23 protein-coding genes are annotated in these 25,916 nt (G+C 73.0%); 12 read left to right on the top strand and 11 right to left on the bottom strand.

Annotation, left to right across the window (positions count from 1 at the left end):
• The first annotated feature begins 74 nt into the window (after window positions 1-74).
• Both ACLQ22_RS18050 and ACLQ22_RS18045 read left to right on the top strand, forming a co-directional pair.
• Entirely contained in the window at window positions 75-419 is a 345-nt protein-coding gene (locus ACLQ22_RS18050) for a hypothetical protein (RefSeq protein ID WP_425693338.1), read from the top strand.
• A gap of 136 nt (window positions 420-555) precedes the next feature.
• A complete protein-coding gene (locus ACLQ22_RS18045) occupies window positions 556-1,527 on the top strand; it encodes a helix-turn-helix domain-containing protein (protein WP_425693337.1) in 972 nt (323 codons plus the stop codon).
• A gap of 28 nt (window positions 1,528-1,555) precedes the next feature.
• Here the strand turns inward: ACLQ22_RS18045 and ACLQ22_RS18040 are convergent, their stop codons facing one another.
• Together ACLQ22_RS18040 and ACLQ22_RS18035 are read right to left on the bottom strand one after the other, a co-directional pair.
• The gene (locus ACLQ22_RS18040; protein ID WP_425693336.1) at window positions 1,556-2,332 is read right to left on the bottom strand and encodes a DeoR/GlpR family DNA-binding transcription regulator; all 777 of its coding nucleotides are present in this window, start codon (window positions 2,330-2,332) and stop codon (window positions 1,556-1,558) included.
• A gap of 22 nt (window positions 2,333-2,354) precedes the next feature.
• Window positions 2,355-4,361, bottom strand: coding sequence for a beta-galactosidase (locus ACLQ22_RS18035; protein ID WP_425693335.1), 2,007 nt, complete (start codon window positions 4,359-4,361; stop codon window positions 2,355-2,357).
• Window positions 4,362-4,632: 271 nt separating this feature from the next.
• Between ACLQ22_RS18035 and ACLQ22_RS18030 the strand changes: the two genes are divergently transcribed.
• The 6 genes from ACLQ22_RS18030 to ACLQ22_RS18005 are packed head-to-tail and all read left to right on the top strand — an operon-like array spanning window position 4,633 to window position 11,763.
• On the top strand, window positions 4,633-5,958 hold the full coding sequence (locus ACLQ22_RS18030; protein ID WP_425693334.1) for an ABC transporter substrate-binding protein: 1,326 nt from the start codon (window positions 4,633-4,635) through the stop codon (window positions 5,956-5,958).
• A 21-nt stretch (window positions 5,959-5,979) separates the two neighbouring features.
• Window positions 5,980-6,936 carry a sugar ABC transporter permease gene (locus ACLQ22_RS18025; protein ID WP_327030952.1) on the top strand — a complete coding sequence of 319 codons (957 nt, stop codon included), beginning with the start codon at window positions 5,980-5,982 and terminating at the stop codon, window positions 6,934-6,936.
• Window positions 6,933-7,844, top strand: a complete 912-nt coding sequence (locus ACLQ22_RS18020; RefSeq protein ID WP_425693333.1) for a carbohydrate ABC transporter permease — start codon at window positions 6,933-6,935, stop codon at window positions 7,842-7,844. Before ACLQ22_RS18025 ends, ACLQ22_RS18020 begins: the two co-directional genes overlap by 4 nt.
• On the top strand, window positions 7,841-10,057 hold the full coding sequence (locus ACLQ22_RS18015) for an alpha-galactosidase (RefSeq protein WP_425693332.1): 2,217 nt from the start codon (window positions 7,841-7,843) through the stop codon (window positions 10,055-10,057). Before ACLQ22_RS18020 ends, ACLQ22_RS18015 begins: the two co-directional genes overlap by 4 nt.
• A gap of 47 nt (window positions 10,058-10,104) precedes the next feature.
• On the top strand, window positions 10,105-10,497 hold the full coding sequence (locus tag ACLQ22_RS18010; RefSeq protein WP_425693554.1) for a YciI family protein: 393 nt from the start codon (window positions 10,105-10,107) through the stop codon (window positions 10,495-10,497).
• Between the two features lie 3 nt (window positions 10,498-10,500).
• Window positions 10,501-11,763, top strand: coding sequence for an RNA polymerase sigma factor (locus ACLQ22_RS18005; RefSeq protein WP_425693553.1), 1,263 nt, complete (start codon window positions 10,501-10,503; stop codon window positions 11,761-11,763).
• Between the two features lie 50 nt (window positions 11,764-11,813).
• Here the strand turns inward: ACLQ22_RS18005 and ACLQ22_RS18000 are convergent, their stop codons facing one another.
• On the bottom strand, window positions 11,814-13,604 hold the full coding sequence (locus ACLQ22_RS18000) for a trypsin-like serine protease (RefSeq protein ID WP_425693331.1): 1,791 nt from the start codon (window positions 13,602-13,604) through the stop codon (window positions 11,814-11,816).
• Between the two features lie 492 nt (window positions 13,605-14,096).
• Complete coding sequence (locus ACLQ22_RS17995) at window positions 14,097-15,473, bottom strand: cellulase family glycosylhydrolase (RefSeq protein ID WP_425693330.1); 1,377 nt, start codon at window positions 15,471-15,473, stop codon at window positions 14,097-14,099.
• 239 nt (window positions 15,474-15,712) lie between these two features.
• On the opposite strand from ACLQ22_RS17995, the gene ACLQ22_RS17990 reads away from it, so the two are divergent.
• Together ACLQ22_RS17990 and ACLQ22_RS17985 are read left to right on the top strand one after the other, a co-directional pair.
• A complete protein-coding gene (locus tag ACLQ22_RS17990; protein ID WP_425693329.1) occupies window positions 15,713-16,675 on the top strand; it encodes a TIGR03557 family F420-dependent LLM class oxidoreductase in 963 nt (320 codons plus the stop codon).
• Complete coding sequence (locus ACLQ22_RS17985; protein ID WP_425693328.1) at window positions 16,672-17,529, top strand: alpha/beta fold hydrolase; 858 nt, start codon at window positions 16,672-16,674, stop codon at window positions 17,527-17,529. Before ACLQ22_RS17990 ends, ACLQ22_RS17985 begins: the two co-directional genes overlap by 4 nt.
• A gap of 290 nt (window positions 17,530-17,819) precedes the next feature.
• Here ACLQ22_RS17985 and ACLQ22_RS17980 read toward each other — a convergent pair whose 3' ends face one another.
• The 7 genes from ACLQ22_RS17980 to ACLQ22_RS17950 form a co-directional block, all read right to left on the bottom strand.
• The gene (locus tag ACLQ22_RS17980; protein WP_425693327.1) at window positions 17,820-18,560 is read right to left on the bottom strand and encodes a hypothetical protein; all 741 of its coding nucleotides are present in this window, start codon (window positions 18,558-18,560) and stop codon (window positions 17,820-17,822) included.
• Window positions 18,561-18,834: 274 nt separating this feature from the next.
• Window positions 18,835-19,638 carry an endonuclease/exonuclease/phosphatase family protein gene (locus ACLQ22_RS17975; RefSeq protein ID WP_425693326.1) on the bottom strand — a complete coding sequence of 268 codons (804 nt, stop codon included), beginning with the start codon at window positions 19,636-19,638 and terminating at the stop codon, window positions 18,835-18,837.
• 8 nt (window positions 19,639-19,646) lie between these two features.
• A complete protein-coding gene (locus tag ACLQ22_RS17970; RefSeq protein WP_425693325.1) occupies window positions 19,647-21,137 on the bottom strand; it encodes a phosphatase PAP2 family protein in 1,491 nt (496 codons plus the stop codon).
• 79 nt (window positions 21,138-21,216) lie between these two features.
• Window positions 21,217-22,218, bottom strand: a complete 1,002-nt coding sequence (locus ACLQ22_RS17965; RefSeq protein WP_425693324.1) for a YihY/virulence factor BrkB family protein — start codon at window positions 22,216-22,218, stop codon at window positions 21,217-21,219.
• Window positions 22,211-23,215, bottom strand: coding sequence for a diacylglycerol/lipid kinase family protein (locus tag ACLQ22_RS17960; RefSeq protein WP_425693323.1), 1,005 nt, complete (start codon window positions 23,213-23,215; stop codon window positions 22,211-22,213). The genes ACLQ22_RS17965 and ACLQ22_RS17960 overlap by 8 nt, the downstream gene beginning before the upstream one ends.
• A gap of 258 nt (window positions 23,216-23,473) precedes the next feature.
• Window positions 23,474-24,052, bottom strand: coding sequence for a Clp protease N-terminal domain-containing protein (locus tag ACLQ22_RS17955; protein ID WP_425693322.1), 579 nt, complete (start codon window positions 24,050-24,052; stop codon window positions 23,474-23,476).
• A complete protein-coding gene (locus tag ACLQ22_RS17950) occupies window positions 24,052-24,288 on the bottom strand; it encodes an HTH domain-containing protein (RefSeq protein ID WP_111218248.1) in 237 nt (78 codons plus the stop codon). Before ACLQ22_RS17950 ends, ACLQ22_RS17955 begins: the two co-directional genes overlap by 1 nt.
• An 81-nt stretch (window positions 24,289-24,369) precedes the next feature.
• On the opposite strand from ACLQ22_RS17950, the gene ACLQ22_RS17945 reads away from it, so the two are divergent.
• Entirely contained in the window at window positions 24,370-24,804 is a 435-nt protein-coding gene (locus ACLQ22_RS17945) for a VOC family protein (protein ID WP_425693321.1), read from the top strand.
• Between the two features lie 105 nt (window positions 24,805-24,909).
• Entirely contained in the window at window positions 24,910-25,662 is a 753-nt protein-coding gene (locus ACLQ22_RS17940) for a PP2C family protein-serine/threonine phosphatase (RefSeq protein ID WP_425693320.1), read from the top strand.
• The last annotated feature ends 254 nt before the right edge of the window (window positions 25,663-25,916 follow it).

Raw genomic sequence — 25,916 nt, 5'->3', positions numbered from 1 at the left:
ACCAGTCGCCGCGCTCCCTCCGAGGGGCCCGCGGGCCACGGGGCCCGGTCGTCCGGATGTGCCATGATCGGTTCGTGTCGCTGTGGGAGGCAACCTCGCGCGTCGGAATACCGCTGATCGTCGTCGTCGGCGTCGCATCCGTTGTCCACATCGCCTTCTCCGGCCCGCCGGACAGGTTCTCCCGGCCGCGCGGCTGGCAGTGGGCGTGGGTGGGGTTGTGGCTGATGGCGGCCGGCGACGCGGCGTTCGGCAGCGACAGATGGTGGTTCGAGCGCGCCTGGAAGGGCGCCACCGCGCTGCTCGTCGCCGTGGCCGTCACAGTCGCCGTGTGGCGCCGCCACCGGTGGCGCAAGCGGGTCCGGCTCGCGGGCGACCCGCCTCAACCCGTCACTCGGCCGCCCCGGCGGTCGGACTCGTGACCCTTCCCGGCCCGCCGGCGGTCGCTGCACGAACAGGGGCAGGGGACGGTTACCAGGCTTCGTCCAGGCAACTAACACGTGATGCGCCTGAGTACGCTCGCCGAGATCGGCGGACGTGAGGACGAGGAGGTGACGAGTGCTGCCATGCCAGGTTCTCGACACGTCGCTGCTTCCACCACGCGATCGGTTCGCCTGCTGGTACGAGGTGATCGAGTCGGAGGCGGCTCCTGCTCGCATCAGCAGCCCGCACCTGGACGACTTCGTCGCTCAAGCCAAGAGTGTGGATCTGGGAAACGTGAAGCTGGCCGCACTGCGATACCCGACCCTGGACACCACGCGGACCTCGAAACTGGTGCGCACGAGCCAACCGGACAACTACCAGTTCGTCCTGACGACGGCGGGCGACAGCGCCATCAGCCAGGATCGCAACCACTCGGCCGTCGAACCGGCGTCGTTCACGTTCCTGGACAACTGCAGGCCGTTCGCCGCTCGCCAACGTTCCACCGGGCCGGGGCTCGCGGGCTCCATCTCCGTGGTGATCCCACATCAGACGTTGCCACTGCCGGCGGACAAGGCTCGACGGTTGCTCGCCACGTCGATTCCGTCCGACACGGGCATGGCCGCGCTGCTGGCTCAGTTCGTACATCGCATCGTCAGGTATCCGGAGCAGTACCAGGCCTCCGACGCCGTCGTCCTGGGCGCGGTGACGCTGGATCTGGTGGCCGGCACGCTGGCCCAGCGCCTGGATGCCGCGGAGCTGCTCCCGGACGAGGTTCACCAGCGCACATTGCGGATGAGGATCCGCAGCTTCGTCGAGAAGCACCTCGGCGACCCGGAGTTGACCCCGGGCGCGATCGCTGCCGCCCATCACGTCTCCCTGCGGTCGCTGCACCGGCTCTTCGAGGGCGAGGAGTTCACGGTCGCGGAACTGATCCGTCGGCAGCGCCTGGAGCGCTGCCGCCGTGATCTGGTCAGTCCATTGAAGGCGGGACAGCCGATCCACGCCATTGCCGCGCGATGGGGTTTTCGGGATAAAGCGCATTTCAGTCGGCTCTTTCGGGCGACCTACGGCATGTCCGCGCAGGAGTATCGCGAGCGCGGTCGCTGAGCGCGGCACGCACGGCACCTGAGGGGTCTCAGCCGGCCTGGACGACGACCAGCTCGCCGACCAGCTCGGCGAGTTGAGCGCGCGCCTGCGTGGGCAGGCCCGCGTCGGTGACGAGCATGTCGGCCTCGGACAGCGGGGCGATCGTGGCCATCCCGACCGTCTCCCACTTGGTGTGGTCGGCCAGCACCACCAGCCGCCGGGACGCGTCGATCAGGCACCTGTTCGTCCCGGCCTCCAGCAGGTTCGGGGTGGTGAACCCCGTGCGCGGGCTCATCCCGTGCACGCCGAGGAAGAGCACGTCGACGTTGAGGGAGCCGATCGCCGCCTCGGCCACCGGCCCGGTCAGGGCGTCCGAGGGGGTACGGATGCCGCCGGTCAGCACGACCGTCTGGTCGGCGCGGGGATTTTGATGCAGGGCGTCGGCGACCGGGATCGAGTTGGTCACCACGGTCAGGCCGCGTACGTCGGCGAGCAGGGTGGCCAGCGCGGCGGTCGTGGTGCCGGCGGAGAGCGCGACGGCCATGCCGGGCTCGACCAGGGCGGCGGCCCGCTCGGCGATGGCGCGTTTCTCGGCCTGCTGCCGGGCCGACTTGGCGGCGAAACCGGGCTCCTCGGCGGAGCCGAGGCCGGCCAGCGTCGCGCCACCGTGGACCTTGTCGATCAGCCCCCGCTCGGCCAGCGTCTCCAGGTCCCGCCGGATCGTCATGTCGGAGACGCCGAACCGGCTCACGAGGTGGCTGACCCGCACGCCGCCGCGCTGCCGGATCAGTTCGAGGATCGCGGTCTGCCGCTGTCGCGCCAGCATCCGGATGACCTCCTTCGGGCCGTCACCGGGCCGCGTCGGTGCTCGGGCCCTCGCGGACCACGGCCACCCCGCCGGCCGGCACGACCAGGTCACCGCCGCAGCTCGTGCCGGTCAGCAGCTCCACGCCGGTCGCGTCGAGCCGGGCGTCGGCGTCGGTGTGGTTGATGACGAAGAGCCAGCTGCGGTCGCCGGCGCGCCGCCGGACCACCTCCACCTCGGCGGGGACCTCCGCCGCCGGGCGTACCCCCGACTCGGCCACCAGCCGGGCGACCAGCCGGTCCGTCGCCGCCGCGTCCAGCCGGGTGCCGACGTACCAGGCCGCGCCCGCGCCGACCGGGTGCCGGGTCAGCGCCGGCACGCCCGGCAGGGGCCCGTCGGCGTACGCGGCGAGCACCCGCGCGCCCTCGGGATGCAGCCACTCCGTCCACACGTCGGCGACGGAACCGTCGTCCAGGGTGACCTGCTCCCCCGCCCGCAGCGGGAAGAACTCCTCGACGCGGACGCCCAGCAGTTCCCGGAACGCACCCGGGTAGCCGCCGAGGCGGACGTGGTCGTGCTCGTCGACGATGCCGCTGAAGTACGTGACCAGGGCGGTGCCGCCGGCCTCGACGTACGCGCGCAGCGCCGCGGCGTGCGCGTCGCGCACCAGGTAGAGGGTAGGCGCCAGCACCAGCCGGTAGCGGGACAGGTCGGTGGACGGGTGCACGACGTCGGCGGTGATCCCGGCCCGCCACAGCGCGTCGTGCAGCGCGCCGAGGCGGTCGGCGTACGTGACGTCGACGGTCGGGTGCGAGTCGAGCTCGGCGCCCCACCACGCCTCGTAGTCGAACAGGATCGCCACCTCGGCGTCGACCCGGCTGCCGCGTACCTCGGCGAGGGCCCGCAGGTCCGCGCCGAGCCGGCACACCTCGCGGAACACCTTGGTCTCCGGGCCGGCGTGCGGCAGCAGCGCGGAGTGGAACTTCTCCGCCCCGGCGCGGGAGGCCCGCCACTGGAAGAAGAGCACCCCGTCGGCGCCGCGCGCCACGTGCGCCAGGCTGTTGCGGCGCAACTGGCCGGGGGCCTTGGCGACGTTGCGCGGCTGCCAGTTGACGGCGCTGGTGGAGTGCTCCATCAGCAGCCACGGGTCGCCGCCGGCGACGCCCCGGGTGTGGTCGGCCGCGAGGGCGAGCCCGACGTGGGCACGCGGGTCGGCGGCGGTGAGGTAGTGGTCGTTGGCGACGACGTCCACGTCGGACGCCCAGGAGTGGTAGTCGAGGTACTTGATGCCGGTGCCGATCATGAAGTTCGTGGTGACCGGCTGGCGGACCAGGCGCGTGAGCACCTCGCGCTCGGCGCGCAGTTGGGCGCGCTGCTCGTCGGAGGAGAAGCGCAGGAAGTCCAGTTGCTGGGTGGGATTGGCGAAGGTCGGCGCGGTGCGCGGCGGGTTGATCTCGGCCCAGTCGCCGTAGCGCTGGCTCCAGAAGGCGGTGCCCCAGGCGTGGTTGAGCCCGTCCAGGTCGCCGTAGCGCTCGCGCAGCCAGCGGCGGAACGCCTCGGCGCTGACGTCGCAGTAGCAGTGCACGTTGTGGCAGCCCAGCTCGTTGGAGACGTGCCACATGACCACGGCGGGGTGGTCGGCGTACCGGGTGGCGAGGGCCTCGACCAGGGCCAGCGACCGCTCGCGGAACACGGGCGAGCTGGGGCAGTACGCCTGCCGGCCGCCCGGCCAGAGGATCGCGCCGTCGGCGCGTCGGGGCAGCGTCTCCGGGTGCCGGTGGGCCAGCCACGGGGGCGGGCTGGCGGTGGCGGTGGCCAGGTCGACCGAGATCCCGCCGCCGTGCAGCACGTCGATCGCCCGGTCCAGCCAGCCGAACTCGTACGCGCCGGGGGCGGGCTCCAGCAGCGCCCAGGAGAAGATCCCCACCGACACCAGGTTGACCCCGGCCCGGCGCATCAGCGCGACGTCCTCGGCCCAGGTGGACTCGGGCCACTGCTCGGGGTTGTAGTCGGCACCGAACCAGATGTCGTCACCCTGCCATCGCCGCATGAATGCAGAGCGTGCCCGGCCGAGGCGGCCAAGTCAACACGTTCCAACATCGATCATCTTTACAACGTTTACCTCTCAACGGCCTTGTCGTGACGGGGTTGTCGGGAGATTGCCGCCCCCTTGACAGCGCCCGGAGGACGAGTAGCTTGAGGCGCCACTGGCAATTCGTGTTCGCCAATGTGGATTCGCGATGGATCCGGGTGTGTGTTCACGGTTGCCGGGGCACCGTCACCGACGGCCCTCGGGCACCTCTTCATCCGCAGGAGGCACCATGTCCCGTCCCCGCACCCGAGCCGAATACCTCGCCCGGCTCGTACCCCCCTCCGTGGCCGGCCTCAACCGTCGTTCGCTGCTGGCCGGCGCGGCCGGCACCACCGCGCTGCTCGGCACGGGCCTGATCGCCGGCTGCGGTTCCGACTCCGGCGGGTCCGGCGCCAAGACGGTGTCGCTGGGTTCCAACCAGTCCGACCCGAAGCCCAAGGAGGTGATCGCGAAGGTCATGGACGGCTTCCGGACCTCGTCCGGCCTCGAGGTCGCCGTCAACACCGTCGACCACAACACGTTCCAGGAGAACATCAACAACTATCTCCAGGGCAAGCCGGACGACGTGTTCATGTGGTTCGCCGGCTACCGGATGCGCTTCTTCGCCGCCCGGGGCCTCGCCGGTGACCTCAGCGACGTCTGGGGCAAGCTCTCCGGGATGTCCGACGCGTTCCGCAAGGCGTCGACCGGCGACGACGGCAAGCAGTACTTCGTGCCGTCGTCGTACTACCCGTGGGCCGTCTTCTACCGCAAGTCGGTCTGGCAGCAGAACGGCTACCAGGTGCCGAAGACCCTCGACGACCTGACCGCGCTCGCCGGGGAGATGAAGAAGGACGGGCTCACCCCGATCGCCTTCGCCGACAAGGACGGCTGGCCGGCGATGGGCACCTTCGACATCCTCAACCTGCGGATCAACGGCTACCAGTTCCACATCGACCTGATGGCCGGCAAGGAGTCCTGGACCTCCGACAAGGTGAAGAAGGTCTTCGACACCTGGCGCGGCCTGCTGCCCCTGCACCAGCCCGACAGCCTCGGCCGGACCTGGCAGGAGGCCGCCCAGTCGTTGCAGCAGAAGAAGAGCGGCATGTACCTGCTCGGCCTCTTCGTCGGCCAGCAGTTCGACGGCGCCGACCTGGCCGACCTCGACTTCTTCACCTTCCCCGAGATCGACCCGGCGATCGGCGCCAAGGCCCTGGACGCGCCCATCGACGGCTACATGATGGCCCGCAAGCCGAAGCAGGAAGCCAACGCCAGGAAGCTGCTGGAGTACGTCGGCTCGAAGGCGGCCGCGGACATCACCGTCAAGAGCGACCCGAGCACGCTGGTCGCCAACAGCGAGGCCGACACCAGCGGCTACAGCGCCCTGCAGAAGAAGGCCGCCGAGCTGGTCGGCTCGGCCACCGAGATCGCCCAGTTCCTGGACCGCGATACCCGCCCGGACTTCGCCTCCACGGTGATCATCCCGGCGCTCCAGCAGTTCATCAAGGACCCGAAGGACGTCGACGGGCTGACGTCCAGCATCGAGAACCAGAAGAAGTCGATCTTCACCGACTGACGGCGAGAGGGTGAGGGCACCGTGTCCGACCTGCCCCTGATCCAAGCGGATCGCGCCGCGCCGCCGCCGGCCGCGGCCACCTCCACGGGTGGTCGCCGCCGGCGCGTACGGCTGCTGTCCCGCACCGACCGCGTGGTCGTCGCGCTCATGGTGGCCGTACCGCTGCTGCTCGTCGTCGGCCTGGTCTGGCTGCCAGCGGGCGCCACCGTGCTGCTCTCCGGCACCGACTGGGACGGCATCGGCCCGGTCTCCGAGATCGAGTGGGTCGGCGGCCGCAACTACGCGGACGTGGTCCAGAACTACCCGCCGTTCGTGCCGGCCGTGCAGAACAACATGCTCTGGCTGGCGGCGCTGTTCGTGGTGGCCACCCCGTTCGGCATGTTCCTGGCCGTCCTGCTCGACAAGGAGCTGCGCGGCACCCGCTTCTACCAGACCGCGCTCTACCTGCCGGTGGTGCTCTCCCTGGCGCTGATCGGCTTCGTCTGGCAGCTGCTCTACTCCCGCGACCAGGGCCTGGTCAACGCCGTCCTCGGCACCGACGTCGACTGGTACGGCGACCCGGACGTCAACATCTGGGCCGTGCTGGTGGCCGCCGGCTGGCGGCACGTCGGCTACATCATGCTGCTCTACCTGGCCGGGCTGAAGGGCGTCGACCCGTCGCTGCGTGAGGCCGCCGCCGTGGACGGCGCGTCGGAGGGCCGGACGTTCTTCAAGGTGATCTTCCCGGTCCTGCGGCCCATCAACATCATTGTGCTGGTGGTGACGGTGATCGAGTCGCTGCGCGCGTTCGACCTGGTCTGGGTCATCAACAAGGGCCGCAACGGCCTGGAACTGATCTCGGCGCTGGTCACCCAGAACGTGGTCGGCGAGGCGAGCCGCATCGGCTTCGGCTCGGCGCTGGCCACCATCATGCTCGTCGTCTCGCTGGTCTTCATCACCGTCTACCTGGCGACCGTGCTGCGGGAGGGACGCCGATGAGCACCGCGACCGTGCCCCGGGAGGACCGGACCGCCCCCGCGCCCGAACGCCGCCCGCCGCCGCGCCCGGCCCGGGTGGTGCTGCACGTGTTCCTCGCGGCGGTGGCGATCGGTTGGCTCTTCCCGATCCTCTGGGCCGTGCTGACCTCGCTGCGCTCCTACGAGTACACGGCCACCAACGGCTACGTCTCGCTCGGCGGGTGGACCCTCGACAACTACGTCACCGCCTGGCGGACCGCCGAGTTCGGCAGGCACTTCCTCAACTCCGTCTACATCACCGTGCCGGCGGTGCTGCTGACCCTCTTCCTCGCCTCGTGCGTGGCGTTCGTCATCGCCCGGTTCAGCTGGAAGACCAACATCGTCCTGCTCGGCCTGTTCACCGCGGCGAACCTGCTGCCCCAGCAGGCCCTGCTCATCCCGCTGTTCCGGCTCTTCACGCAGGTGCCGCTGCCGGCGTTCATGAGCGACTCGGAGCTGCTCTACGACAGCTACTGGGGGCTGATCCTGGTCAACGTCGCCTTCCAGTGCGGCTTCTGCGTCTTCGTGCTCAGCAACTACATGAAGGCGCTGCCGCGCGACCTCTACGAGGCGGCGATGGTCGACGGGGCGAGCGTCTGGCGGCAGTACTGGCAGGTGACCATGCCGCTGTGCCGGCCGGCTTTGGCCGCGCTGGCCACCCTGGAGGTGACCTGGATCTACAACGAGTTCTTCTGGGCCACCGTGCTGATGCGCACGGGGGACAAGTTCCCGGTGACGAGTTCGCTCAACAACCTGCGCGGCGAGTTCTTCACCGACAACAACCTCGTCTCGGCCGGCTCGGTGCTGGTCGCGATCCCGACCCTGGTGATCTTCTTCCTGTTGCAGAGGCAGTTCGTCCGGGGCCTGACGCTGGGGGCTTCCAAGGGATGACCATCGTCCACCTCCGCCGCGCCCGGACCAGCCTGGTGCTCGACGCGCGCGGCCCGGGGCTGCCCCGGGTCACGCACTGGGGCGCCGACCTCGGCCCGGTTCCCGACGGCGACCTGCCCGCCCTCGTCGACGCCACCGTCGCGCCGGTCGTACCGAGCAGCTTCGACGCGCCCACGGTGCTGTCCCTGCTGCCCGAGGCGGCCGCCGGCTGGGGCGGCCGGCCGGCGCTCGCCGGGCACCGCGACCGCCGGGACTGGTCCACCGCCTTCCGGCTGGACGGCGTCGACGTGACCGACGACGACCCGGCCGCGCCGGCCCGGGTGACCGTCCGGGCGGCCGACGCCGGTGCCGGGCTGTCGCTGACCGTCGAGATCGCGCTCGACCCGACCGGGCTGGTGCTGCTGCGGCACCGGCTGCGCAACACCGGCGACCGCCCGTACGAGCTGCGGGAGCTGACGCCGGTCCTGCCGGTGCCGCCGGTCGCCACCGAGCTGCTCGACCTGACCGGCCGGTGGTGCCGGGAGCGGTCCCCGCAGCGGCACCCGTGGCCGATGGGCGCCTGGGTACGCGAGGGCCGGCACGGCCGTACCGGGCACGACGCGACCCTGCTGCTGGTCGCCGGCACGGCCGGGTTCGGCTTCGGCCACGGCGAGGTGTGGGCGGTGCACACGGCGTGGAGCGGCGACCACGTGACCTTCGCCGAGCGGCGGCCGACGGGCGAGTCGGTCCTCGGCGGCGGCGAGCTGCTCGCCCCCGGCGAGATGGTGCTCGACCCCGGCGGGGAGTACGCCACCCCCCTGCTGCACGCGGTCTTCTCCGACGTGGGCCTGGACGGGCTCAGCGACGTCCTGCACACCCACCTGCGCGCCCGCCCGCAGCACCCGACCGCGCCCCGCCCGGTCACCCTCAACGTCTGGGAGGCCGTCTACTTCGACCACGACCTGGACCGGCTGCGCGCGCTGGCCGACCACGCCGCCGAGGTGGGGGTGGAGCGGTTCGTGCTCGACGACGGGTGGTTCCGGGGCCGCCGCCACGACCGCGCCGGCCTCGGCGACTGGTACGTCGACGACACCGTCTGGCCCGACGGCCTGCACCCGCTCGTCGACCACGTACGCGCGCACGGGATGCAGTTCGGGCTCTGGGTCGAACCGGAGATGGTCAACCCCGACTCCGACCTGTTCCGCGCCCACCCGGACTGGGTGCTGTCGGCGCCCGGCCGGCTGCCCGCGCAGTGGCGGCACCAGCAGGTGCTCGACCTGGCCCACCCGCCCGCGTACGCCCACCTGCTGGAACGGCTCGACGCGCTGCTCGACGCGTACCCCGGCATCGACTACCTCAAGTGGGACCACAACCGGGACCTGACCGAGGCGGGCCACCACGGCCGCCCCGGCGTGCACGGGCAGACCCTCGCGGTCTACCGGCTCCTCGACGAGCTGCGCCGCCGCCACCCGGGCGTGGAGATCGAGAGCTGCGCCTCCGGCGGCGGCCGGGTGGACCTGGAGATCCTGCGGCGCACCGACCGGGTCTGGGCCAGCGACTGCAACGACGCCCTGGAACGGCTGGCGATCCAGCGCTGGACGGGGCTGCTGCTCCCGCCCGAGCTGGTCGGCAGCCACATCGGGCCGGAGCGCTCGCACACCACCCACCGCGTGCACGACCTGGGCTTCCGGGCGGCGACCGCGCTCTTCGGCCACCACGGCATCGAGTGGGACATCGGCGCGATCGGCTTCGTGCAGCGCCGCGAGCTGGCCGCCTGGGTCGCGCTGCACAAGCGGCTCCGCCCGCTGCTGCACTCCGGCCGGGTGGTCCGCGTCGACCACCCCGACCCGGCCGTCTGGGCGCACGGCGTGGTCGCCCATGACGGTTCCCGCGCGGTGTACGCCGTGGCCCGGCTGGCCACCTCGGTGACCCAGACGCCCGGTCCGGTCCGGCTTCCCGGCCTGCACCCCCGCCGCCGGTACGCGGTGCGGCCCGCCGCGGGCGTGCCGGAGCCCGCGACCCTCGAACTGACCGCCCCGGGTTGGCTGGCCGACGGCGGCGTCACCCTGAGCGGCGCGGTGCTGGCGACCGTCGGGCTCCAGATGCCCGCGCTGCACCCCGAGCAGACCGTGCTGCTGGAGGTCACCGCCGTCGACCGCGGGGCGGGCGGATTTCTCGGAGAATCTCCGGCGGGGATGTCGAGAACCGGGGTGCCGGCTTCTACCGACGGGTGAGAGCACCGATGATGGTGCGCAGTCGTGAGGAGCCAGACGTGAAGTACATGTTGCTCATGCAGTTCAGCGCCGCCGGCACGGACTTCCCCCCGATCGAGACGTGGGCGCCCGAGGAGATCCGGGCGCACGTCGCGTTCATGGGTGAGGTCAACGAGAAGCTGATCGCCGACGGTGAGCTGGTCGGCGGCGAGGGGCTCGCCGCCCCGGCCCAGGCGAAGATCGTCCGGGCAGGCGCCGGCGGTGCCCCCGTGGTCACCGAGGGGCCGTTCGCCGAGACCAAGGAGTTCCTCGCCGGCTTCTGGATCGTGGACTGCGACAGCCCCGAGCGGGCCGTCGCGCTCGCCGCGCACATCTCCACCGCGCCCGGCCCGGGCGGCCGGCCGCTGAACATGCCGATCGAGGTGCGCCCCGTGATGTCGGCGCCGCCGCAGGAGATGTGACGACTGGCCGCCGCCGACCCACCCGTCGAGGACCTGCTGCGCGAGCTGGCGCCGCAGGTCCTCGGCGTGCTCACCCGCCGATTCGGCGACTTCGCCACCGCCGAGGACGCCGTGCAGGAGGCGCTGCTGGCGGCGGCCACCCAGTGGCCGGTCGAGGGGACGCCCGACAACCCGCGCGGCTGGCTGATCCAGGTCGCGTACCGGCGGATGGTCGAACTGGTCCGCGGCGAGACGGCCCGGCGGCGGCGTGAGGACCTCGTCGCCCGCCGCGAGCCGGACGACCGGCGCGCCGCGCCGCCGCCGGACGAGGAGCTGACCGCCGACCGGGACGACACCCTGACGCTGCTCTTCCTCTGCTGCCACCCGACGCTCACGCCGGCGTCGGCGATCGCGCTGACGCTGCGCGCCGTCGGCGGCCTCGGCACGGCCGAGATCGCCCGCGCCTTCCTCGTGCCCGAGGCCACCATGGCCCAGCGGATCAGCCGCGCCAAGCAGCGCATCCGCGCCTCGGGCATCCCGTTCCGGATGCCGGAGCCCACCGACCGGGAGGCCCGGCTGGCCGCCGTGCGGCACGTGCTCTACCTGATCTTCACGGAGGGGCACACCGCCAGCCTGGGCGCCGACCTGCGCCGGGTGGACCTGTCGGAGGAGGCGATCCGGCTGACCCGGGCCCTGCGCGCGCTCCTGCCCGACGACGCCGAGGTCGCCGGGCTGCTCGCCCTGATGCTGCTCACCGACGCCCGCGCCGCCGCGCGCACCGGGCCCTCGGGTGAGCTGATCTCCCTGGCCGACCAGGACCGCGGGCGGTGGGACGCCGCGGCGATCGCCGAGGGGGTCGCCCTGGTCACCTGGGCGCTGCCGCGCGGGCCGGTCGGGCCCTACCAGCTCCAGGCGGCCATCGCCGCGCTGCACGACGAGGCGCCCAGCACCGCCGAGACCGACTGGCCGCAGATCCTCGCCCTGTACGAGGTGCTGGAACGCGCCTCCGGCAACCCCGTCGTCTCCCTCAACCGCGCCGTGGCGACCGCCATGGTGCACGGCCCGGCCGCCGGCCTGGCGGCACTGGACGCCCTCGACGCCGACCCCCGGCTCGCCGGGCACCACCGGCTGCCCGCCGCCCGCGCCCACCTGCACGAGATGGCCGGTGAGCGGGAACGGGCGGTGGCCGCGTACCGGGCCGCCGCCGCCCTGACCACGAGCCTGCCCGAGCAGCGGTACCTGACGATGCGCGCCGCCCGGCTGGCGACCCGGGCGACCGGGGAGTGAACGTGGCCCCCCGCGCCGTGGGCGCAGGGGGCCGCCTCAGGCGGTCCGGGTCACTCGCCGTCCATCTTCATGCTCGGCCACCAGCCGTAGACGGCACGGTCCACGCGCCACGACCCGAAGGGCACGTTGAAGCCGCCGTCGGGCTTCGCCGTGAAGGTGTGCAGGCCGATGCCGTCGTCCGTGTACTGGTAGAGGATGGCGAGGTCGTCCCGCCCGTTGCCGTCGTAGTCGCCGGAGACCAGCTTGCTCCTGGCGAACTGGCCGAAGATGGTCGACGTCCAGGAGGCCAGCGGGGCGTTGAAGTTCCCGTCCGCCTTGGCGGTCCAGGTGAACAGGCGCAGGCCGTTGTCGGCGAGGAGCACGGCGACGTCGTCGCGGCCGTCGCCGTTGAAGTCGCCCTCGGCGAGCTTCATCGAGGCGAGCGCCCCGAACGGCTTGTCCGCCGGGGTGGACCAGGAGGTGTACCCGGTGCCGAACTTGCCGTCGGCCTGGCCCGGCCAGGTGATCACGGCCATGGCCCCGTTGCCGTACGCGTAGAAGAGGCTGGCGTCGTGCCGGCCGTCGCCGTTGACGTCGCCGGCGAAGACCGAGGTGCTCGACCAGTGGCCGAAGTTGGCGGCTCGCCACGCCTCGATCGGCGCGTCGAATCCGCCGTCCGGGCGGGCGAGCCAGTTGATCCAGGCCTCGTCGCCGTTGCCGTACCCGTAGAAGGCGGTCAGGTCGGCCCGGCCGTCGCCGTTGAAGTCGCCGGAGGTCATCTTCATGCTGGCCAGGTGGCCGAAGTTGCTGCCGTACGTCCAGGACCTGATCGGCGCGCCGTGCTTGCCGTCCGGGCGGGTGACGAACGTGTCGAGGGCGAAGCTGCCGTCGGTGCGGGTCGACATCACGGCGACGTCCTTGATGCCGTCGCCGTCGAAGTCGTCGTTGAGCACCTTGACCCGGTCCGTGCCGTACGCCTTGGCGCCGCCCTTCCACTCGCCGAGGGGGGCGTCGAAGCCGCCCGTGGCGGTGGCGGGGAAGGTCTGCGGCGCGACGTCGCCGTCGGCGTACACGTAGAGGAAGTTGATGTCCTCGTACCGGTCGACCGCCGGGCCCTGCGGCATGTTCGCGGCCAGCCAGGCGCCGAGGTCGTCCACGCGGGTCTCCACCGCGTCGCGGCGCGTCGCGGTTTCGGCCAGGCACCCGCCCTGCCACGACGTGTGGTGCAGGGCCACGAGCTGCGGCTTGCCGCCGACCAGCCGGACAGTCGGCCCGCCCAGGTCACCCCTGCAGATGGCGGCCTGCCCGCTGCCCAGGATCTCCAGCGTGCCGGCGTTCACGCCCTGCACGGCGAAGGTGCCGGTGTGCAGCTGGTCCGGCACCCAGGTGGTGGCCGTACGACCGAAGCCGGCGACGGTCAGTTGCTCGCCCACGGCGGGGGCGGCGCCCAGCGGCACCGGGGCCACGTCGACCCGCGCGGAGAGCCGGACGAGCACCACGTCGCGGTCCGGGTGCGGAACGATGCGGAAGACCGGAACGACCGCGCCGGTCGACGTGGTGAGATCGGGTCGTCCGACCGTCACGGTGGCCGGTTGCGCGGGCTTCCCGGCGACGACCGGCTGCCCGTCGACGCTGAAGCAACTCTTGGCGGTCAGCACCCACCACGGGTCGACCAGCGCGCCGCTACAGGCACGCGAGCCGGGTCCCACCTCGATCTTCGCGGCGAAGGCGAAGGAGCCGTCGCTGACGGCGGCGCCTCCGGTGACGGCCTGGGCCGGCGGAACGCCGATGAACCCGGCCAGCAGGGTGGCGGCGAGCAGGCCGGCGGTTCGGGCTGCTCGCCGAGGGTACGACGATGGCACAGACGATCCTTTCTGGATCAACTGGCAGGGGCCGTGTACGACGCGACGACAGGCGTCGGAACTCGACTACGGCGTGGCGTACGGCGCTCTCACGGACACCCGGCGCGTAGGGCCGGGCGTGGTGCCATGAGGACTCGTGCCCAGCCGCGCGGCTGGGCACGATCGCGAACGATCGTGCACGACAAGGACCCCCGTGTCCCTTGCGGACTCGCGACCACCAGACCGGCGATCGCAGGGTCACCGTAGGCACCCGCACCGTCGACCGCCGCCCGGTCGACGGTGGCATATCCCACATCGTCGATGTCTTGCGCTGTCTCCGTGCCGCTCCTACGGTCGGCGCCCCTCCGGGCGGCGCACGTGGGCGGCCCGCCCCCGGAGCCGGCCCGGCGGTCCCGCGAGCGGCCGTTCCGGCACCGCCACCTCCCGTCGACTGGCGGCACGACGGCGATGGCCGGGCCCGTGCGGGCCCGGCCACCGGTGGTACGAGCTACCTCAGCTCGCGGTGCAGGTCACCGCGGGCGTGGCGTTGGTGCCGTTGAAGCTGGCGATGAAGCCGAAGCTGGTGCTGGCACCGGCGCCCAGCCGGCCGTTCCAGTCGGCGTTGCGGGCCGTGACGGTCGCCCCGCTGCTGCTCAGGACGGTGCTCCAGGACTGGCTGACGGTCTGGCCGTTGGCGAACGTCCACTTCGCCGTCCAGCCGGTGATCGCCGCCGCGCCGGCGGTCACCTTCACCTCGCCCTGGAAGCCGCCCTGCCACTGGTTGGTCACCGTGTACGTCGCGGTGCAGCCCCCCGGCGGCGGGGTGGACGGCGGCGGGGGCGTCGTGGGCGGCGGGGTGGTGGGCGGGGGCGTCGTCGGCGGCGGGGTGGTCGGCGGCGGGGTGCTGCCGAAGACCGTCGCCTCCTTCGCGGTGGCCTTGATCCCGTTCGCCCCGTTGAAGAGGCGCTGGCCCCACGTGGTCAGCGCGGCGGGGTTGAAGTTGGTGACCATGTCGAGGTACTCGACGCCACCGCCGTTGCCGCTCCAGGACCAGCCCAGGTAGCCGATCCCGTTGGCCTGGCTGTAGGAGAGGATGGTGTCCTCGTCGGGGTTGCCGTCGGAGTGGTCGAAGCCGAACTCGCCGACCACGATCGGCAGCTTGGCGGCGCGGAACCGGCCGAGGTAGTCGCTGATCTCGGCGGCGGTGTCGAAGACGCCATACATGTGGATGGAGAAGACCGTGTTCTTCTGCGGGTCGGCCGCGAAGACCGACGCGGCGTTGTCGCGCATGGTGAACGACCAGTCCTGACCCCAGTTCGGGGCGTCGACCATGATGGTGTGCGTCAAGCCGCCCGTGCGCAGCCGCTTGACCGCGTTGGCGGTGTCGGTCGCCCAGGTGCCGTAGCCCTGGTTGCCGTACGGCTCGTTGCCGATGTTGACGATGACGTACTTCTCCTGGCCGGCGAGGGCGCCGGAGACGCTGAGCCAGTAGTCGACCGCCTGGTCCAGGGTGGCCGCCCCGCTCTGCTCGCCGTAGCCGGTGGTGTCGTGCACCTCCAGCACGCAGATCAGCCGGTTGGCCTTGCACAGCGAGATGACGTTGGCGACGTCGGCGGTGTCGTTCTTCGCCCACCGCTGGCCGCTGGCCAGCACCACCCGCACCGTGTTCGCCCCGAGCGCCTTGATGTTGGCGAAGGAGCTGGTCTGCTGCTGGTACCAGGTGTGCGCGTGGTTCACGCCACGCATGACGAACTCGTTGCCGTTGGCGTCGTAGAGCTTGCCGTCGGCGACGGAGAAGCCGGTCGCGGCCCGCGCGGGCTGGCCGAACGCCAGCACGGCGACCAGCAACGCGAGCAGGGCCGCACCGGCGGCGGTGAGTCTCTTCTTCATGGCCTTCCTCAGAGGGAGGACCCCCGCTGCCCAGGTGGGGGTGGGACGTCACAGGGGATGGCGGCTGCAGCCCGACAGCCGCCGCCCGGCTCCCGGCGGCGCAGGGATCAGCGTAGGCGGGTCGGGCCGGTCACGCAATGAACCGGTTAAGCGGCCGGCTGCCGACACCGGACGCGAGGGTTGACCCGACCTGGCAGGGGTATCCGGGGATGATCCGCCCGGGTCGGAAGGAGACACCCATGGTCAACGTCGGCTACACCCTGATGTGCGAGCAGGCCGGTCCGAAGCAACTGGTCGACTACGCGGTGCGGGCGGAGGCGGCCGGCTTCGACCAGCTCGTCATCTCCGACCACTACTACCCCTGGCTCGACTCCCAGGGCCACTCCCCGTACGCCTGGTCGGTGCTCGGCGCGGTCGCGCACGCCACCAGCCGGGCGGAGCTGATGTCCTTCGTCACCTGCCCGATCCGCCGCTACCACCCGGCGGTCGTGGCGCAGAAGGCCAGCACGATCGGGGTGCTCTCGGACGGCCGGTTCACCCTCGGCCTAGGCGCGGGCGAGAACCTCAACGAGCACGTGGTCGGCGGCTGGCCGCACGTGCAGCAGCGGCACGAGATGTTCGAGGAAGCCCTCCAGATCATCCGACCCCTGCTCAACGGGGAGACGCTGACCTTCTCGGGCAACCACTACGACGTGCCCGACGCCTACGTGTGGGACCGGCCGGCCCGCCCGGTGCCGATGGCCGTCGCCGCCTCCGGCCGCCAGTCGGTCACCCTCGCCGCCGAGTACGGCAACGGCCTCGTCGCGACCGAACCGGACCCGCACATCATCGGGATGTACGACGAGGCCGGCGGCGCCGGGCAGCCCCGCTACGGGCAGGTGGCCATCTGCTACGGCCCGGACGAGGCGGAGTGCCGCAAGATCGTGCACGACCAGTTCCGCTGGTTCGGGATGGGCTGGAAGGTCAACGCCGACCTGCCCGGGCCGGAGTCGTTCGCCGCCGCCACCCAGTTCGTCCGCGAGGAGGACGTGGCCGAGGGGATCTCCTGCGGGCCCGACGTGGAGCGGCACGTCGAGGCGTTCCGCAAGTTCGTCGAGGCCGGCTTCACCCACGTGGCGATCGTGCAGGTGGGCGGCGAGACACAGCCGATGTTCCTGGACTGGGCGCAGGAGCAGCTCCTGCCGAGGCTGCGCGAGCTGTGAGGGCGACACCGGGCCGGCGGCCCCGGGTGAGCCCGCCGGGCCGGTTCGGTCCGGCGGAGCTGCGCCTCGCGCTGGCCGCCCCGAAGCCGGCCGCCGGGCTGACCAGCGAGTGGCGGCTGGTCGACGGGCTCCGTACGCACACCCGCCGCGCCGGCGACCCCGGCACCGCCGCCACTCCTGTAGTGCTGGTGCACGGGCTGGCGGTGTCCCACCGCTACCTGACCCCGCTCGCCCTCGCGCTGGCCGACACCCATCCGGTGTACGCGCCCGACCTGCCCGGCTTCGGGCTGACCGAGCGCCCCGGCCGCGCGTACGACGTCCGCGAGCACGCCGCGCACCTGGCCGCCTGGCTGGCCGCGTACCGGATGCCGCCCGTCTGCCTGCTCGGGCACTCGTTCGGCGCGGAGGTCGTCGCGGCGCTGGCCGCCCGGCACCCCGACGCGGTCGCAGCGGTGGTGCTCGCCGGCCCGACCAGCGATCCCGCCGCCCGATCCCGGCGGGGACAGTTCGGGCGCTGGCTGGTGGACACCCTGCGGGAGGCGCCGTTGCAGGCGCCGATCCTGCTCCGGGACGTCCTCGACGCCCGCCCCTGGCGGGTGCACGCGACGCTGTCGCACTCGGTGCGCAACGGCATCGAGGCGGACCTGGTCCGCATCGCCGCGCCCACCCTGGTGGTGGCCGGCTCCCGGGACCCCGTCGTGCCGCCGTCCTGGCGCGCGCAGGTGAGCCGGCTGGTGCCGCACGCCCGTACGGTCACCGTGCCGGGTGCCGCGCACAACGTCGTGACCACCGCCCCGGCGCAGGTCGCCGGCGCGGTACGCGCCCTTCTCGCCCCCTCGCTGACGAACAGGTGACGACATGCGTATCGGCAACACGGAGATCCGGCCGGCCGGCGGCGGCCTGGGCTGCCTGCTGATGATCCTCTTCTCGATCGTCGCGTCGGTAGTCCTGACCGTCCTGCTCAACCTGCTCCTGTAGCGCTCCGGCTCCGGCTCCGGCTCCGGCTCCGGCTCCGGCTCCGGCTCCGGCTCCGGCTCCGGCTCCGGCTCCGGCTCCGGGGATCTTGGCACGGGAGTGCCCCTGGAGGGGCCGTTCCGCGCCAAGATCTCGCTCGGGCGCCGCTCAACCCCCGGCGGCGCGCGGGTCAGCCGCGCAGGCCGAGGGCGGTCAGCGCTTCACGGGTCGCCTGGCGAACCGGGTCCACGACGGCGCGGCGCACCCAACGGACGGCCGGCGACACCGTCGCCCGCCACGCGGCGGCCACCGCCCGCCCCACCGGGCGGACGGCGTGCCGCCACAGCCAGCCCGCCCCGAGCACGAACGGCCGCAGCGTGAGCGCGTAGCACCACCAGAGCAGCCGGCCGGCCGCCCACCAGGCCCACGCGAGCGCGCCCAGCAGAACCCGGCCCGCCTTTGCCAGCCACCGGCCGACCGCCACGAGCCCGACCACGAGCAGGCGTCCGAGCGGCGCGAGGAGCCGGGCCAGCCAGCGCAGCGGCACCCAGATCAGGTGGTACGCCAGCCAGGCCAGCGGCACCCACACCACCGTCCGGGCCAGCCAGGCCAGCCCACGGGCGAGCCACACCGTCGGCACCCAGATCAGCGTGCGGAACAGCCAGCTCAGGCCGCGGCCGAGCCACACCAGCGGCGCCCACACCAGGATCCGCAGCAGCCACCCCAGCGGGCGCAGCAGCCAGCGGTCCAGGAACCGGCCGACCGGCGCGAGCAGCCAGCGGTGCAGCCAACGGCCGACGGCGGCGACCAGCTCCCAGACCAGCCGCAGGGGCACCACCACGACCAGCGCGATCCCCCGGGCGACGGCGACCAGCAGCGGAGCGGGTGGCGCCCCGGTGCGTCCCGGCTCCGGGTTCGGCGGGTTGATCACCGGCTTACGGTAGTCGGCACCGGCAACGCCCCACCGTCGCGGCCCGCCGCACGGACCGGAGCCGGCCGGGCGGACCGGAGCCGGCCGGGCGGACCGCAGCCGGCCGGGCGGACCGCAGCCGGCCGGGCGGACCGCAGCCGGCCGGGCGGACCGCAGCCGGCGAGGCGACCGGGCGACCGGGCCGACAAGGCGACCGGAGCCGACAAGGCGACCGGGCCGGCAGGCGACCAGAGCCGACAAGGCTGCCGGGGCGACAGGGCGGGCGGTCAGGCCGTCAGGCCGGGTCGAGGTCCAGGTCCGCCACGACCGGGTAGTGGTCGGAGGCGTACTCGGTCCCGCCGCCCCGGAGCACCCGGCAGTCCCGCACCCGGCCGGCGAGCGCCGCCGTGCCGAGCAGGTAGTCCAGCCGCATCCCGGAGAACTCCGCCCCGCCGCCGTGCCGGGTGGGCGCGGTCAGCCCGCCGTCGGATGCTCCCGCCGCCGCGTACAGATCGACCAGGCCGGCGGCAAGCAGCCGGGCCACCGCCCGGGTCTCCACCGTCCGCCCGTCCCGGCGCAGATGACGGCGGCGGTACGCGGCCGGGAGCCGGGCGATGCGCTCGGTGTGGTCGGCGACCGGGTCGAGGGTGTTCAGGTCCCCGGCCAGCAGCCCCAGCTCCCCCGGCGCGCGGCGCAGCGCGGCGGCGGCCCAGCCCGCCTCGACGCGCCGCCGCAGCCCCCGGTACGGGTCGAGGTGCACGCTCAGCACCGTCAGCGGGCCGGCGCTGGTCGCCACGGTGACCCGCTGCGCGGCGTGGTGGAACGGCCGGCGTACCCGGGTCGCGGCGAGGGCGCGCAGCGGCGGGCGCAGCAGCACCGCCACCGGCTGGCCGAAGCAGGAACGGGCCAGGTGGGGACGCATCCCCACCCGGCCCGCGAAGTCGGCGAGCACGTCGCCTGCGTCGAAGCCCCGCAGCTCCTGCAACGCCAGCACGTCCGGCCGCTCGTCGGCGACGACCCGGGCCAGCAGGTCCCGGCGGTCGGCGCCGCCGGAGTCCCGGCCGCCGGTCCGGATGTTCCAGGTCATCGCCCGCAGCATCGGCGGCGTCAGTCCGCCCGACCGGCCTTGGCCAGCTCGTCGTCGAGGGTGTGCACGTCCTCGGACTCGATGCTCGGCCGGTTGCCCTCGCGCAGGTCCTCGTTGGGGCGGACCACCCAGTAGAGCAGCCCGATCCAGAGGGCGGTAAGGATGATCGCGCCCATGAAGTCGGTGGGGTGGTGCATCCCCCGGTACATCCGGCTGATCGCCACGCCGGCCGGCATCACGACCGCCAGCGCCACGAAGACCCACCGCCACCACCGGTCGGTACGCGGAAAGACGATCACCGCGATCGCCACCCAGACGCAGAGCGTGGCGGCGATGTGGCCGGACGGGAAGGAGGAGGTCGGCATCGGCCCGTCGAGGTTGCCGACGGGCGGGCGCGGCCGGTCGACCGCGGCGGCGGAGGCGAGGAAGAGGGTCAGCTCGCCGAACATGGTCAGCGCCACGAACAGCACCGGCCGCCAGCGCCGCCACACCGCGAGCACGAGCGGGCAGAAGACCAGCGAGATGAGCAGGATGGCGTGGGTGTCGCCGACCTTGCTCCACCAGTAGCTGAAGTCGTCCCGGCCGGGGGTGCGGTGCTCGGCGAACCACCTCGGCACGTCCGTGTCCAGGGTGGCGAAGAAGGTGCCGCCGGCGTGGTAGCTGACGAACATGCCGAAGCCGTAGAGCGCGCCGAGGATCAGCACCCAGCCGACGATCAGCTCGAACACGGCGGCCCGGGGGTGCGGCAGCAGGTGCGCCTCGTCGGGGGCGGGCGCCACGTCGTGCGCGGCCTCCGGCTCCAGCCCGTCGCTGAGCGCCGGGACCGGCCGGCCGCGCTCCAGCCGCCAGAGCCGGAAGGCGTACGCGGTGACGCCGAGCCAGGCGGCGCCGAGCAGCCAGGCCCCGAGCACGTCCGAGACGAAGTGCACGCCCAGCGCGATCCGGGTCAGGCCGATGAGGAAGACGACGAGGACGACCAGGGCGATCGCGGGCTTGCGCCAGCGGCGCGACATGGCCGGCAGGAAGACCAGCAGCAGCGCCCCGTACGCGACCATCGAGCCCAGCGCGTGCCCGCTGGGGAAGCTGTCCCCGGCGTACGTGCCGATGGGCACCTCCACCTCGGGGCGCAGCCGGTCGACCAGCGTCTTCAGCGCCGGGTCGAGGACGAGGGCGCCGACGCCGGTGACGATCAGGAACACCGCGAGCCGGCCCTGCTTGCGGATCAGCAGGCCGACCACGGCGACCGACACCAGCCAGACGATGACCGCCCGCCCGCCCAGGTCGGTGAGCGCGTTGAGCACGGTCACCAGCGGCCCGTGCGGGGCGACCAGGTCGTTGAGCCACTGGGCCACGCCGTGGTCGACGTCGTAGAGCGGGGACCACCGGGTCCGGACCAGGACGAGGAGCACCCCGAAACCGACCCCGGCACCGAGCACGATCGCCAGGCCGGCGAGGGTCCGCTCGGTGAAGTGACCCAAGGGTCGTCGTAACGCCTCTTTGACCGCGCCCACGGCAGCCTCCCTCTCGCTTCTGGCGTGCCGCATTACCCGATCGGCGCTCCGCGTACACCGGGGGGTGTCCGATGCGGAGCTACAGGGAGCTCATCTCGCCGGTGTCGTGGATCTCCTGGCGCTGGGTCTCGGGCTCCCAGAGGTCGGGTTGGGCGGGCTCGCGCACCCCGATGCGCAGCGCCTCCAGCTGGGCGGCGAAGGACAGTCCGCCGAAGAGCGCCATGCCGGTCAGGTTGGCCCAGAGCAGCAGCGCCATCATCCCGGTCAGTGCCCCGTACGTCTGGCCGAACCCGCCGCTGAACCGCACGTACGCGGCGAGCAGCAGGCTGGCCAACCACCACAACGCGGTGGCGATGCCGGCGCCGAAGAAGAGCCAGGACAGGCCGGGCTGCTTGCGGCGGGGGGCGTGCCGGAAGATCACCGCGACGGCGAGGACGGTCAGGCCCAGGCTGAGCGGCCAGCGCACCACGTTCCAGAGGCCGTTGGCGAACTCGCCCCAGGCGTAGTGCCGCTGCACCGAGTCGCCCATCGGGCCGCCGCCGACGAGGATCAGGAACCCGGTGAGCGCCGGCACGCCGGCGGTGAGGGCGAGGACGCTGGCGCGGACGTACTTCCACAGCGCCGGCCGGTCGCGTTCCACGCCGTAGATCCGGTTGGCGCCGCGCTCGATCTGGGCCATGGTGGTGGTCAGCGCGACCAGGCCGGTGAGCATGCCCAGGCCGAGCGCCAGCTCGCCGGCGCGTTCGGTGCGGTCGCCCTCGCCGAGCAGCTCGGCCACCATCGGTTCGCTCGCCCCGGGGGTGAGCGCGAGCACCGTGTCGGCGACCACCCGGCCGCCCTCCTCCACGCCGAGTTCGCTGATCAGGCCGGTCAGCGCGATCAGGAACGGCACCACGGCGAGGCAGAGTTGCAGCGCGAAGGCGCGCGAGTGGCTGAACCCGTCGCCGTAGCGGAACCGGATGAACGCGTCGCGCAGCAGGTGCCAGCCGCCCTGCCGGCGCAGTGTGTGCCAGGCGTCGTCGGCGTTGAGTTCCTCGTCGGACATCAGCCGGGTCTCCGGCACCATCCGGGTGCTACTCACGGCGCGCGTCCTCGATGAGCTGCTCACCACGCTCGGCGGCCGCCTGCGCGTCCTCGGCCAGGTCGGGATCCTGCGCCGGCTGCGGCACGCAGAGCCACAGCGCCCGCCGCCGGATCTCGGCCTTGAGGGTGCGACCCGGCTCGATGAGGTCGCCGTCGAGCTCCCGGGGCTGGGCCCGGTTGCTGGTGATCTCCACCCGTCGGGCCCGGAAGACCTCCATCCGGGGCACGCTGTCCTGCCGGCGGACGACCGCCCAGCCGAGCGCGAGCCAGTGCCGCAGCGTACGCGGGGTGAGCACCGCGACGTCGAGGTAGCCGTCGTCCGGTTCGGCGTCGGTGAGCAGCCGCACGCCGCCTTGGAGGCGACCCACGTTGGCGACGAGGACGGAGCGGGCCCGGCGGCGGATGGGCTGCTGGTCGTCGATGCGGATGGAGACCTTCATCGGCCGGTCGCGCAGGTGCCGGGCGGCCCCCACCACGTACGCCGGCCAGCCGATCCGCTTCTTGGTGGTCTCGGAGGTGTCGGCGAGCATCTGGGCGTCGAAGCCCATGCCGGCCATGACGGTGAAGTAGCGGTCCTCGACCGCGCCGACGTCGAGCAGCCGGCGGCCCCGCTCGACGGCGACCTCCAGCCCGGCGGCCAGGTCACCCGAGAGGCCCAGGTTGGCGGCGAGGAGGTTGCCGGTGCCCTGGGGCAGGACGGCGAGCGCCACGTCGGTGCCGACCAGGCCGCTGACGCAGGCCATCACGGTGCCGTCGCCGCCGCAGGCGAAGACGACGTCCACGCCGGCCTCGACCGCCTCCTGCGTCTGGCCGCGGCCCGGGTCCTCGACCGTGGTCTCGAACCACATCGGCTCGGGCCAGCCGGCCGCGGCGAGGGCGTCGTGGACCGTCCGCCGCAGCTCGTCGAGGTCGGTCACCTTCACCGGGTTGACCACCACGGCGGAGCGCAGACCGCCGTGGGGCGCCGCGCGTCGCTTGTCCTGTCGAGGATCCACGGCGCCAGTGTGCAGCAGATCCGGCACGGCAGCGACCCGGCGGACGGTGACCTTACGCGCAGCGAAAACGCGTTTGCCCCCGCCCCGCGCTGTCCCGCGCGCTGTCCCCCGCCCTGTCCCCCGCCCACCCAACCCCACCTCGCCCCGCCGGCGACCCGTCGATCATGAGGTTGACCGCGGTCCTGGAGATCGACATCGCCGTCAACCTCATGATCGACGGAAGGGTCCGGGGGTGGGCCGGGGGGTGGGGTGGGTGGGTCAGGCGGGGGTGCGGAGGGCGGTCTCCACGCGGCGGCGCAGGTCGTCGAGGTCGGCTCCCGCCTCGGTGAGCACCAGGGCGCCCAGCCCTTGCCCCTCGCGGAGCACGCCGAGCAGGATGTGCTCCGTGCCGATGTGACGGTGGCGCAGTCGCAACGCCTCCCGCAGCGCCAGCTCCAGCACCTTCTTGGCCTGGGGGGAGAAGGGGCCGCCCGCGTACCGCCGACGACCCCAGCGGCGGCGCGGCGCCGGCGCGGCCTCGCGCAGCGCGTCCGGGCCGAAGGACTCCTCGATCCGGGCCACGATGGCCGCCAGGTCGATGCCGATCTCACGCAGGGCCGCGGCGTCGGCGTCGGCGAGGCCGGTGGCTCCCCGCTCGGTGTGCCGGCGGACGCGGGCCCGCAGGTCGTCGGCGCGCAGGCCGGCCTCGGCGAGCACCCGGGCGGCGAGGCTGTCGCCGTCGGAAAGCAGGGCGAGCAGCAGGTGCTCGGTGCCGACGGGCCGCTGGCCCTCGGTCCGGGCCTCGTCCCGGGCGTGCCGTACGACCGTGCGGGCCCGGTCGGTGAACCGTTCGAACATCACGCCTCCCAGGAGGATCCGACCGCCGGACGACCGGCGTGCTTCTTGTGGACCGCCTGCCGGCTGACCTCGAGCGCGTCGGCGATCTCCTGCCAGGACCAGCCCTGTCGACGGGCGTTGTCCACCTGGACCACCTCGAGGCGTTCGAGCAACCGGCGCAGCGCGCGGACGGCGCGCAGCCCGACCCGGGGGTCGGTGCTGCCGGCTGCCGCCGCGAGTTCCGTTGCCTGACTCATGTCGTCAACTTACGTTGACATCGCCACCCTGTCAACCCATGTTGACACCCCGCGACTGAAGAACGCCGCTATGGTGGGCCGATGGCGTCGGTCAGGCAGGTCCAGGTCACCTTCGACTGCGCAGAACCCGAGCGCGTCGCCCGCTTCTGGTGCGAGGTGTTGGGATACGTCGTACCGCCGCCACCGGAGGGGTTCGCGAGCTGGGACGACTTCGACCGCGCGCTGCCGCCCGAGCGACAGGGTTCGGCGTTCGCCTGCGTCGATCCCACAGGCGCGGGCCCGCGACTGTTCTTCCAGCGCGTACCCGAAGGCAAGGTCGTCAAGAATCGACTGCATCTTGACGTACGGGTCGGCACCGGGCTCGTGGGCGAGGAGCGCCTGGCCGCGCTCGAGGCCGAATGCGCACGACTGGTCGCGCTCGGCGCGGTACGCGTGCGACTGCTGCTCGCCGACGAGCACAACGAGTCGTGCCTCGTGATGCAGGACGTCGAGGGCAACGAGTTCTGTCTCGACTGAGCGGCCGCGTGGTCAACCGGATCACCTCCGCCGAGCACCCACAGTACGATCCGCCGGTGCCCCTCCTCCGTCGGCCGCCGCGCCGAGGTCACCGTGCCCGGTGACGTGCGCCGTCTCCCGCTCGGCGAGGTCACGCTGGAGTTCGCCGGCGGCAGCGTGGTCGGCAACCGCTACCCGGCGAACTTCGACGTCCTGCACGTCGACCCCGCACTGCCGTTCGTCGCGGTGGTCGACGGCATGGGCGCCGGCGAGGGCAGCCGCCGCGCCGGCACGACGGCCATGGCCACCCTGGTCGCGCGGGTCGAAGCCGCCTGGCCCGCAATCGACGCGCGCCAGTTGCGCGCCGCCGTGGGCCACGTCCAGTCGGCCGTACGCGCCGCCGGCGCGCAACTGGCGGAGCTGACCGGCTGCACCCTGACCGCCCTGCTCGTGGAGCCCGACGGCGGGCAGGGCTGGCTCGTCCAGCTCGGCGACTCCCGCGCCTACCGGCTGCGCGACGGACTGCTCGAACTCGTCACCGTCGACCACACGGCGGCCTGGCTGGGCGTGCTGCACGGCTGGTACCCGGTCGACTCCCCCGCCGCCGGTCGGGCCCGCTACCAGCTCACCCGCTACGCCGGCCATCCGGACGAGCCGGAGGCGGACCTGCTCGCGGTGTCCCTGCGCCCCGGCGACGTCTGGCTGCTCTGCACCGACGGCGTCAGCGACCAGGTCGACTATCACCTGATGCGCGAACTCCTGGCGGCACCGCGACCGGACGAGGCGGTCCGGGACCTGCTCGACGGCACCCTGGAGGCCGGCGGCGACGACAACGCCACCGCCGTGGTCGTCCGGGTCCACGCCACGGCTCCCCGCTGACAGGGGCCGACCGACGCAGACGCCGCTGGCCGGCACCCCGGGTGGGGGTGCCGGCCAGCGGCGTTCATGTCTTGCTGTCAGCTGTTCCAGTGCTCGGCGACGAGGTCGGCGGCCTGCTGCTCCCACTGGGCGTAGTGGTCGGGGTACGCCGACACCTGCACCGTCTGCGCGGCCTCGGTCAGGGGCATGTCCTGCCAGCCGTCGACCTGCTTGAGGCCCTTCAGGAACGCCGTCGTCGAGTACTCCGGGTCGGT

This window comes from Micromonospora sp. DT178 (assembly GCF_049841695.1).
Taxonomy (GTDB): Bacteria; Actinomycetota; Actinomycetes; order Mycobacteriales; family Micromonosporaceae; genus Micromonospora.
This window is presented reverse-complemented; position numbering and strand designations above follow the sequence as displayed.

Excerpts from the sequence above, each read along its gene's own strand:
- ACLQ22_RS18035 (WP_425693335.1), bottom strand. The coding sequence starts at position 4,361 with ATGCGGCGATGGCAGGGTGACGACATCTGGTTCGGTGCCGACTACAAC.
- ACLQ22_RS18020 (WP_425693333.1), top strand. The coding sequence starts at position 6,933 with ATGAGCACCGCGACCGTGCCCCGGGAGGACCGGACCGCCCCCGCGCCC.
- ACLQ22_RS17955 (WP_425693322.1), bottom strand. The coding sequence starts at position 24,052 with ATGTTCGAACGGTTCACCGACCGGGCCCGCACGGTCGTACGGCACGCC.
- ACLQ22_RS18030 (WP_425693334.1), top strand. The coding sequence starts at position 4,633 with ATGTCCCGTCCCCGCACCCGAGCCGAATACCTCGCCCGGCTCGTACCC.
- ACLQ22_RS17990 (WP_425693329.1), top strand. The coding sequence starts at position 15,713 with ATGGTCAACGTCGGCTACACCCTGATGTGCGAGCAGGCCGGTCCGAAG.
- ACLQ22_RS17945 (WP_425693321.1), top strand. The coding sequence starts at position 24,370 with ATGGCGTCGGTCAGGCAGGTCCAGGTCACCTTCGACTGCGCAGAACCC.
- ACLQ22_RS17975 (WP_425693326.1), bottom strand. The coding sequence starts at position 19,638 with ATGCTGCGGGCGATGACCTGGAACATCCGGACCGGCGGCCGGGACTCC.
- ACLQ22_RS17995 (WP_425693330.1), bottom strand. The coding sequence starts at position 15,473 with ATGAAGAAGAGACTCACCGCCGCCGGTGCGGCCCTGCTCGCGTTGCTG.
- ACLQ22_RS18015 (WP_425693332.1), top strand. The coding sequence starts at position 7,841 with ATGACCATCGTCCACCTCCGCCGCGCCCGGACCAGCCTGGTGCTCGAC.
- ACLQ22_RS17950 (WP_111218248.1), bottom strand. The coding sequence starts at position 24,288 with ATGAGTCAGGCAACGGAACTCGCGGCGGCAGCCGGCAGCACCGACCCC.
- ACLQ22_RS18010 (WP_425693554.1), top strand. The coding sequence starts at position 10,105 with ATGTTGCTCATGCAGTTCAGCGCCGCCGGCACGGACTTCCCCCCGATC.
- ACLQ22_RS18040 (WP_425693336.1), bottom strand. The coding sequence starts at position 2,332 with ATGCTGGCGCGACAGCGGCAGACCGCGATCCTCGAACTGATCCGGCAG.